The organism is Eikenella longinqua (assembly GCF_001648355.1).
Lineage (GTDB): Bacteria > Pseudomonadota > Gammaproteobacteria > Burkholderiales > Neisseriaceae > Eikenella > Eikenella longinqua.
The window spans coordinates 1-1457 of record NZ_LXSL01000010.1; the positions used below are offsets into that span (position 1 = coordinate 1).

The 1457-nt window shown below is 41.3% G+C and carries 3 protein-coding genes; all 3 read left to right on the plus strand.

Annotation, left to right across the window (positions count from 1 at the left end; all coding sequences use genetic code 11):
* The first annotated feature begins 368 nt into the window (after positions 1-368).
* Complete coding sequence (locus A7P95_RS00605) at positions 369-695, plus strand: hypothetical protein (protein ID WP_156503446.1); 327 nt, start codon at positions 369-371, stop codon at positions 693-695.
* A complete protein-coding gene (locus tag A7P95_RS00610) occupies positions 692-1054 on the plus strand; it encodes a helix-turn-helix domain-containing protein (RefSeq protein ID WP_064087208.1) in 363 nt (120 codons plus the stop codon). Before A7P95_RS00605 ends, A7P95_RS00610 begins: the two co-directional genes overlap by 4 nt.
* Position 1055: 1 nt before the next feature.
* Positions 1056-1457: hypothetical protein (locus tag A7P95_RS00615; protein ID WP_156503447.1), on the plus strand; the 402-nt coding region annotated here is incomplete at its 3' end.

Consider the following 1457-nt stretch of genomic DNA (forward strand, 5'->3'; position numbering starts at 1 on the left):
TGGGTTCGAACTAGTTCCATTTTGGAACTAGTTCACTTCATCATGCGACAGTGTAATTTTAATTATGGCGAATTCGCCATATTTGAAATGTCGTCGGCCCTATACCTTGGCCAAAGCAAATAAAATGAAATCAACAACTTGATTTTTCTGCAAAACGAGAGTCGGCCCAGCCTAGCCGGAACCAGCAGCCTTTGGGCTGCTTTTTTTATTTGGCTTAGGGTATGATGAAACTTGATTTGCTCAGGTGTGTTGTTTGATAAATTTGATGCCTATAGTTTACTTATAAGTGTACAATGAAACCTAAACTGCTATACAATGGCATACGCCCTTTATGCGTACTATGCGAAGATGGGGAAGAAGTGTCCAGCTTGGAACGTGAGCTGGATGACTATCAGCAATCCGCTCAAACTGTCCGTCATGCGGCCAGCATCCGGATTATTATGCAGCGTTTCGCTCGCGGTGAGCAGCTGCCATCACAGATGTTTCACAAGGCTGGCAAGATACACGGCATTCAAGTGTATGAGTTTATTAAACAACCGATTCGCATTTATTGTGTAAGCAATCCAAACTTGCAAGGTTGCTTCTTGCTTAGCCACAGTGTGCTGAAAAAATGGCAGAAAACTAAGCCGGCAGATTTGGAAAAGACTTATCGGCAACTACAAAATATGTTGTCCTTGGAGCATTTAGTGCCATGAATAAAATAGAAAATTACGAGCTAATAGAAGCTCAAGAAGAGGTAAAAGTAGATTTTGCCATCATGCTGAATAACCTCTTGGATGAAAAGAAACTCTCCTATACCGACCTAGCCAAACTCACGGGCAAAAGTAAATCTCTTGTTTCTAGGATTATGGGGGGCAGTAATAATCTGACTATCGAGACAATGGTTTCCATGCTATTTGCGCTGGATGAAAAGATTGTGATTTCAACCGAGTCTAAGCTGCAAGCAGAATATGGACGGGTTTTGAATATTACATCCGCCTCCCCTATAACCAACTTATCTAAGCGACAACCTTACCACATCGGAAACTTTAGACCGCTAGCACTGGAAGTATAAGATGAAAATTCAGATACTTGATGTTAAACAGGGTACGTCAAATCGGCAGGTTGCGGAAAAGAGTATTGATATATCAGAAATAACCAGGCGGCTTACCGTTACTCCAGGGAAGCTCTTCTTGAATGAAGAGAATGACCAGATTTTGCTTCGCCCTACAGTATGGTTTAGAGCTGTTAACGGACAGAACGAGAATATTTTCTCAATTGAAACAGAATACATGGTATTCTTCCGTTTGACTGGTATTGGTGAACAAACACCGGAGCAAGTATTAAGTGGCAACCATGCACTAATTGAAAAATTACATAAATATTCTCAAATCGCAGTGGGTGTCCACCTCCAAATGGAATTAAATCTAACCGCAATAGATTCTGGGATGCCTATTTGGGAAGGGGAATACATTGAA

What these genes read in the sequence shown, in the direction of transcription:
- A7P95_RS00610 (WP_064087208.1), top strand. Translation starts at nt 692, where the DNA reads ATGAATAAAATAGAAAATTACGAGCTAATAGAAGCTCAAGAAGAGGTA.